8 protein-coding genes are annotated in these 7,196 nt (G+C 62.0%); 5 read left to right on the plus strand and 3 right to left on the minus strand.

Annotated elements, in window-relative coordinates; genetic code table 11:
- Positions 1-8: 8 nt before the first annotated feature.
- The 5 genes from DIC66_RS09855 (at position 9) to DIC66_RS09875 (ending at position 4,743) form a co-directional block, all read left to right on the plus strand.
- On the plus strand, positions 9-1,289 hold the full coding sequence (locus DIC66_RS09855; RefSeq protein WP_117176564.1) for an ABC transporter substrate-binding protein: 1,281 nt from the start codon (positions 9-11) through the stop codon (positions 1,287-1,289).
- Positions 1,290-1,460: 171 nt separating this feature from the next.
- Positions 1,461-2,372, plus strand: a complete 912-nt coding sequence (locus DIC66_RS09860) for an ABC transporter permease (RefSeq protein WP_117176566.1) — start codon at positions 1,461-1,463, stop codon at positions 2,370-2,372.
- 2 nt (positions 2,373-2,374) lie between these two features.
- Positions 2,375-3,259 (plus strand): ABC transporter permease, encoded by an 885-nt coding sequence (locus DIC66_RS09865; protein ID WP_117176568.1) that lies wholly within the window; start codon positions 2,375-2,377, stop codon positions 3,257-3,259.
- Entirely contained in the window at positions 3,256-3,993 is a 738-nt protein-coding gene (locus DIC66_RS09870) for a GntR family transcriptional regulator (protein WP_117176570.1), read from the plus strand. The genes DIC66_RS09865 and DIC66_RS09870 overlap by 4 nt, the downstream gene beginning before the upstream one ends.
- Positions 3,994-4,002: 9 nt before the next feature.
- Positions 4,003-4,743 carry an aspartate/glutamate racemase family protein gene (locus DIC66_RS09875; protein WP_117176572.1) on the plus strand — a complete coding sequence of 247 codons (741 nt, stop codon included), beginning with the start codon at positions 4,003-4,005 and terminating at the stop codon, positions 4,741-4,743.
- Here DIC66_RS09875 and DIC66_RS09880 read toward each other — a convergent pair.
- From DIC66_RS09880 to DIC66_RS09890, 3 genes are read right to left on the minus strand one after another with little or no spacing between them, the layout of a single operon-like run.
- Positions 4,740-5,621, minus strand: a complete 882-nt coding sequence (locus DIC66_RS09880) for a DUF6279 family lipoprotein (protein ID WP_147321283.1) — start codon at positions 5,619-5,621, stop codon at positions 4,740-4,742. The two genes, DIC66_RS09875 and DIC66_RS09880, sit on opposite strands and share 4 nt — an antisense overlap.
- Before the next feature lie 15 nt (positions 5,622-5,636).
- A complete protein-coding gene (locus DIC66_RS09885) occupies positions 5,637-6,500 on the minus strand; it encodes an alpha/beta hydrolase (RefSeq protein ID WP_117176576.1) in 864 nt (287 codons plus the stop codon).
- 45 nt (positions 6,501-6,545) lie between these two features.
- Positions 6,546-6,782: a hypothetical protein gene (locus DIC66_RS09890; protein ID WP_117176577.1), complete on the minus strand. Its 237-nt coding sequence runs from the start codon at positions 6,780-6,782 to the stop codon at positions 6,546-6,548.
- Positions 6,783-7,196: the final 414 nt, after the last annotated feature.

A 7,196-nucleotide genomic window follows, 5' to 3' on the forward strand; every position in this document is an offset into this window, starting at 1 on the left:
TTACTCCCATGTCAGACGTCAATAAAGACTCAGCGCTTGATGCGCTCACCCTGCAGCGCCGTTCGGTCCTCAAAGGTACGGCCGGCATTTTGGCCGCGGGCGTGTTCCCGTCCATCCACGCAGCCGAACCCATCGTGCTGCGCTACCTGGGCACGGCAGTGAACCAGGACAAGGACATTGCCGAAAAATTCAAGGCCGACACCGGCATCGAGATCCAGTACGTGGCCGTCACCACCGACGACGTCACCAAGCGCGCTGTCACCGCCCCCAACAGTTTCGACCTGATCGACTCCGAGTACTTCTCGCTGAAGAACATTGTGCCCACCGGCAACCTGAAGGGCATTGACACCAAGCGCATCAAGAATGCTGACAAGATCACCACCCTGTTTACCACCGGCAAGGTGGCTGGCAAGGCCGTGGGCGACCAGGGCACTGCGCCCAAGAAGGTGATCTACCTGGAAGGCGAGCGCAGCAAGAAGTTCTCGGCCACGCCCACCCAGTTCATGTCGCTGATCCCCACCGTGTACAACGCCGACACCCTGGGCATCCGCCCCGACCTGATCAAGCGCCCCATCTCTTCCTGGGCCGAACTGCTGAACCCCGAATTCAAGGGCAAGGCTTCCATCCTGAACATCCCGTCGATTGGCATCATGGACGCTGCCATGGTCGTGGAAGCCATGGGCATCTACAAGTACCCCGACAAGGGCAACATGACCAAGAAGGAAATTGACCTGACCATCAAGACCCTGATTGAAGCCAAGAAGCAAGGCCAGTTCCGCAGCCTGTGGAAAGATTTCAATGAGTCGGTCAACCTGATGGCCTCCGGTGAAGTGGTGATCCAGTCCATGTGGTCGCCTGCTGTGACGGCCGTGCGCACCAAGGGCATTGCATGCACCTTCCAGCCGCTCAAAGAGGGCTATCGCGCCTGGGCTTCCGGCTTTGGCCTGCCCGCAACCCTGTCTGGCAAGAAGCTCGACGGCGCCTATGAATTCATCAACTGGTTCCTGGACGGCTGGGCTGGTGCCTACTTGAACCGCCAGGGTTACTACAGCGCTGTGCTGGATACCGCCAAGTCCAAGATGGAAGCCTACGAGTGGGCCTACTGGATGGAAGGCAAGCCAGCAAGCCAAGACATCAAGAGCCCGCATGGCGACCTGCTGGCCAAGAAGGGCGAAAGCCGTGACGGCGGCAGCTACGAGCAGCGCATGGGCGGCATCGCCTGCTGGAATGCGGTGATGGACGAGAACGCCTACATGATCCAAAAGTGGAATGAGTTCGTCGCAGCGTAACTGTTGAACACCCCCGTCCAGGCGCACTGCGTGTCGCCTGTTCCCCCCTTGCAGGGGGCAACACCAGCGGTCCGGCGAAGCCGGTCCCGCGGTGTTCCTGGTAGGGGTTTCGCTTCGCTCACCCTGTTGGGGGGTGGGTGGGCCTGCTGTTGTAGTTAACTATTTATTTTTATGAGCGCACCTGCAACTTCATTGCCGCCTACGGGCTCCGCGCCGGGTCGCAGCATTGCCGCCTGGTGGCAGGCTTTGCCGCTCACGACTGTTTTTGTGCTGTTCTTTTTGATACCGCTCGCGCTGGTGCTGATGGTCAGCTTCTGGGACTACAACCAGTACGAAATGCTGCCGGACTTCACCTCCAAGAATTACGTGGCCGTGTTTGACGGCTGCCTCTCGGGTGACGACATGTGCGTCACCTTCAAGACCTATTTGTCCACGCTCAAGTTCAGCGTGCTGGTCTGGTTGCTCACCCTCCTGGTGGGCTTTACCGTGTCCTATTTTTTGGCCTTCCATGTGAAGTCCAGCGGCATGCAGGTGGTGCTGTTTGTGCTGTGCACGATCCCCTTCTGGACATCGAATGTGATTCGCATGATTGCCTGGGTGCCGCTCTTGGGCCGCAATGGGCTGGTCAATGACGCATTGATGCGCCTGGGTGCGGTCAATCAGCCGGTGGAGTGGTTGCTGTTTTCGCAGTTTTCGGTGGTGCTGGCCTTTGTGCACCTGTTTTCCACCTTCATGATCGTGCCCATTTTCAACTCCATGATGCGCATTGACCGCAGCCTGTTGGAGGCCGCAGCGGACAGTGGCGCCACCGCCTGGCAGACGCTGTGGAATGTGATCGTGCCGTTGTGCCGCACCGGCATCATCATCGGCTCCATCTTTGTCATCACCATCGTGATGGGCGATTTCGTCACCATCGGTGTGATGGGAGGCCAGCAGATTGCCTCGGTGGGCAAGATCATCCAGGTGCAGACTTCCTATTTGCAGTTCCCGCTGGCGGCGGCCAATGCGGTCATCCTGCTGTCGATTGTGCTGATGATCATCTGGGCACTGACCCGTATGGTCGACATCCGCAAGGAGCTTTGATCATGGATACCAAACGCGCCGCCGGTTTCTGGCCCCTGGCCATCTTCTTCGCCGCCTATGTGCTGTTCCTCTACGGCCCCATGCTGGTGATTGTGGTGCTGAGTTTTCAAGGCCCTGAGGGCGGGCTGACCTTCCCGATGCGGGGCTGGTCGCTGCACTGGTTCTATAAACTGGCCGACGGCCTGGGCGTGGTGGACATTGGCTCGGCCCTCTGGCGTTCGCTGGGCCTGGGCCTGACCGTGATGGCGTTCACCGTGGTGTTCTCAGTGCTGGCAGGTCTGGCCTTTCGCAAGAAGCTCACAGGCGGCAGCATTCTGTTCTTTGTGGTGGTGGCCAGCCTGATCATGCCTTCGATCATTGTGTCGCTGGGCATTGGTCTGGAGTTCCGCCTGCTCGACACCGCCATCAAGAAAGTGCTGGAAGTCTTTGGCCTGCAGGACACGCTGGACAACTATGGCACAGCCCTAGGGATTTACACCTCGGCCCTGGGTGCGCATCTGACCTGGACGCTGCCGTTTGGCCTGCTCATCATGTTTGCCATCTTCAACCGTTTCAACCCGGCCTATGAAGAGGCCGCGCGCGACCTGGGTGCCACACCCTGGCAGGGTTTCAGGCACGTGGTGCTGCCGCTGATTGCGCCGTCGGTCGTGGGTATTGGCATGTTCGGCTTCACGCTCAGTTGGGACGAGATTGCCCGCACCTCGCAGGCCATTGGTGACGTGAACACTTTGCCGCTGGAGCTGCAGGGCCTGACCACCACGGTCACCACGCCTTCCATCTACGCGCTGGGGACGGTCACCATGGTGGTGTCCTTTGTGGTCATGGGCCTGGCCGTGGGCCTGTCGGGCCTGTTGGCCGCACGCCAGAAAGCCAGGCAGTCCCCATGAGTGAGCCAGCCGTTCTCACCGAGAACGAGATCTATGAGCGCATGGTCGAGACCATTCTCGACCACCGCCTGCCGCCCGGCACCAAGCTGATTGAAGACCGGCTGGCCACGGCCTTTGGCGTGTCGCGCACCCGCATACGGCCGGTGCTGGTGCGCCTGGCCAATGAACAAATCGTCACGCTCACGCTCAACCGCGGCGCCACCGTGGCCCAGCCCACCGAGACCGAGGCACGCGAGGTGTTCGAGGTGCGGCGCCTGATTGAGCCCACGCTGGTGGCCTGCTTTATTGCCAAGGCCAGCGCCGCCGACATTGCCGTGCTGTCGCAGTGCATTGAGCAGGAAGAGGAAGCGCGCCGTGCCGGTGACATGCGCCGCGCGATCCGCCTCTCGGGCGATTTCCACTTGCACATCGCCAAAGCATCCCAACACGAAACGCTGGGGCGCATCCTGCGCAAGCTGGTGTCACGCACCTCGCTGATTCTCATGACCTACCGCGCCGATGTGCAGCCCCAGTCCGATGCCAGCCGCTGCGGTTGCCAGGAGCACCGCGCTCTGCTGGACGCGATTCGTCTGCGCGATGCCAAAGAGGCCACACGCCTGATGCAGGAGCACCTGGCGCAGTTGGAGTCGCAGCTGCAATTCAGCCAGGCCGATGCGGATGTGCCGGATCTGCTATCGCTGTTTGGCTCTGAGCCTGTGCATCTGGAACAGGCCTGGCCAACGCTGAACCGATAAGCTCAGAACATGTCACGCCGCCTGCTGCTCATCAACCCGAACACCTCGCCTTCCATTACCGCGCTGATGCAGAGGCACGCACAGGCCGCAGCCGGGCCCCAGGTGGAAATCACCACGGTGACTGCGCGCTTTGGCGCGCCCTATATTGCCTGCGAGGCCAGCTACGCCGTGGCCGCGCACGCGGTGCTGGACGCCTGGGCCTGTGCCATCGCACCCGGCCAGCCACGTTTTGATGCCGTGCTGATTGGCTGCTTTGGTGACCCTGGTCTGCTGGCACTGCGCCAGGTCAGCCAGTTGCCGGTCACCGGCCTGGCCGAAGCCGCATTTGCTGCTGCCGCCGCGCAAGGCCGCTTTGCCATCGTCACGGGTGGCGCGCGCTGGAAGCCCATACTGGAGCGCCTGGCCCACAGCCTGGGCTTTGGTGAACAACTGGCCGGTATCCACACGGTGGAGGCCACCGGCGCCGAACTCGCCGCCGACCCGCTGGCCGCACAGGTGCTGCTGGCGCGTGCCTGCAATGAGGCGGTGCGAAAGTTTGGTGTGGGTGCTGTGATTCTGGGTGGCGCGGGCCTGGCTGGCATGGCCGCGCAGATACAGTCCGTAGTGGCCGTGCCGGTGATCGACAGCGTGCTGGCCGGTGTGGCCCATGCTTTGCGCGAAGCGCAGCAGGAGACTCTGCAAGCGCCCAAGGTGTTTGGTTTTGCCTGGGGCGGTGTTACCAGCGAACTGGCAGCCACCGGTCGGGACTAACCGCGCACTGCCAAAGCCAGCAGGTCTTCCTCGTAGGCCTTGAGCGTGGAAACGGCCCTCAGGCGTTGCGCGGGCGTGGTCAGGTTGTGGATATCTGCAAACAGCGCACAGCCTTCATCGCGCAGGTCGGCCTGGTAGGGCGTGGTGGTTTGCGCATCCCGGGCCAGCAGGGATTGCACCAGCGCCTGTGCCTTTAAGCGGTCTGCTTCTGCGGTGGCGGGGCTTGCCTGGCGCACCAACTCCAGAAACTCCGTCTGGCGGGCGATACGCAACGCATAACTTTTGCGTGCATCAAAGCTGGACTTCTCCAGCAGCGAGCGGATGGCTTTCTTCTGCTCTGCGGCCAGGTCGCCATACAGAAACTCGCTGCGGGACAGCAGTTGCTTGTAGCGCGTCTTTAGCAGTGCCTCGGCCGAGACGTCCAGCCACTCGTCGCGCCATTTGGCATTGCTGTCCGCCAGCTTGTTCTCCAGATAGGCCAGCTGTTTTTTGGACAGGTCGGGCAGCAGCCAACTGCCCACCGACTCCAATTGGTCCAGGGCGGGTTGCAACTGGGTCTTGGCCTCGGAGAAGGCGGTGCAGGCTTGCGCCTTGGACCAATCTTGCGCAAACCGGGGCCGGTTCTTCGCCAAAAATTCTGCATACAGCGGCAGCTGGGTTTTGCGGTGCCAGGCATGCAACTGATCCATATCGCCTGCGAGCCGGGCCTTTTGCAGGCTGCTGAGGTCCAGGTAGCTGTCCAGCTGCCAGGACAGCAGCGCCGGTGCCTGACCGTAGGCCACCTTCACCGCACTGCAGGCCTGCAGCAACACCAGCAGCAAGGCCAGGGCGGCGATCTTCGCTGTGGACAGGCGTCTGTGCGGGGGGAGCAAGGGCACGTGGTTTGCCGACACTCAGGCTTGCAGCTTGTCCGCCAGCCAGCGGCAGACATTGCTCTTGCTGTCCTCCAGGCCCGCAATCACCGTGAAGTGGTTCGCACCCGGCACGTCACGCAGTTCCGCGTGGTTGCCCGCTGCCAGCCAGGCCTGGTGGTAGATGCTGGACTGGCGCGCAAACTCGGTGGTCTCAGCGCCACCCCAGGTGATCCAGAGTGGCGTCTTGCAGGCGCGCACGCCGAAGGCAGGTGAGTTGCGGCGGATGGTGCCGTCGTCGAGCTGGATGGCGGGCTGCAGGTAGCTGTAGCGCAGGGGTTCCAGGTCAAACAGGCCGCTGAAGGGAATGGCCGCCACAAACGGGTCCTGCGGCAGCCCGTAGTCTTGGGCCCATGGGGTTTGCAAGGCCATGGCGGTGAGGTGGCCACCGGCCGAGTGGCCGCCAAGGGCCACACGCGCCGGGTCGCCGCCATAGGTTTGGATGTTGCGCAGCGTCCAGGCCAGTGCAGAACGGGTCTGGCGCACGATCTCGTCGATGGTGACGTACGGGCACAGCGCGTAGTTGATGACCACGGTGGTGATGCCACAGGCCTGCAGGCCGAGTGCCACGCCGCTGAAGGTTTTGCTGGAGAGGGCGCGCCAGTAGCCGCCGTGGATGAAGACAAACACCGGGGCATTTGCCTGGGCTGCGGGGAAGATGTCGAGTGTCTCCTCCAGCGTGGGGCCGTAGGGCACATCCAGCACACACGGCAGGGTGGCGCGGGCGCGTTCGGCGGTTTCTACAAAATGCCGTCCGGGCGCGTTCGGGTCGGGCAGGTCAATCGACGGGTTGTACTGGGCGTCGATCTCGGACTGGACGGAAAACTCACGGTATAGAGGGCGCATGCGCCCATCTTATGCCAAGCCTCCGGCGGAACGCAGCTCGGCAACTTAGTTTAGGAGGTAAGCGTCCGCCACGTCTTCAAAGTCTTCGGCGTCGATGGCCGCGTCGTAGGCAGCGCGGGCGGCCAGGGCTTCCTTGGTGTAGGGGATCAGGGGCTTGTCCAGGGGGCGCAGCTTGTGGCGGCGCAGGCCGCGCAGCTGTGTAGAGCGCTCCATGGTTTGCAGCACCAGCTCGGGCTCCATCATCAGGCTGAAGGGGTTGAGATCAAGGGCAAGAAGGGTCATGGGGCTACTCCGGTTTATCAAGCACCGTCTAGATGACATTGGTGCGTGAATGAACTGTAGCCCCGTGCCCTTCCAAATGAAGTCGGCAAACGGCTGCATCGCGTGTAGGAAGTTCCCCTACATATGGCCCCCACGCTTGCCACTGCGTGTGCTGCGCTGCCCCCAAAGGGGGCTGTCCCGCCTTGGGGCGTATATGGACGCCCCCGTTTGTGCAAGCTTTCAGAATCTGACGGCGTACAGGAGAAGATTGCAGTCGTATATCCGGGCTTTGTGCACTTGCGTGTGCGGCCCCTGATGGAATCCGCTGGTTGGCTCCTCTATCGGCTCCGGCGCTCTTTGTGAGCTTCGCCCCAAACGGGTTTTGCCAACCCCGGTCTGACCTGTTTTGCCATCAATGCTCTGATTGCCTGCGCA

The sequence above is a fragment of the Rhodoferax lacus genome (genome assembly GCF_003415675.1).
Classification (GTDB): Bacteria; Pseudomonadota; Gammaproteobacteria; order Burkholderiales; family Burkholderiaceae_C; genus Allorhodoferax; species Allorhodoferax lacus.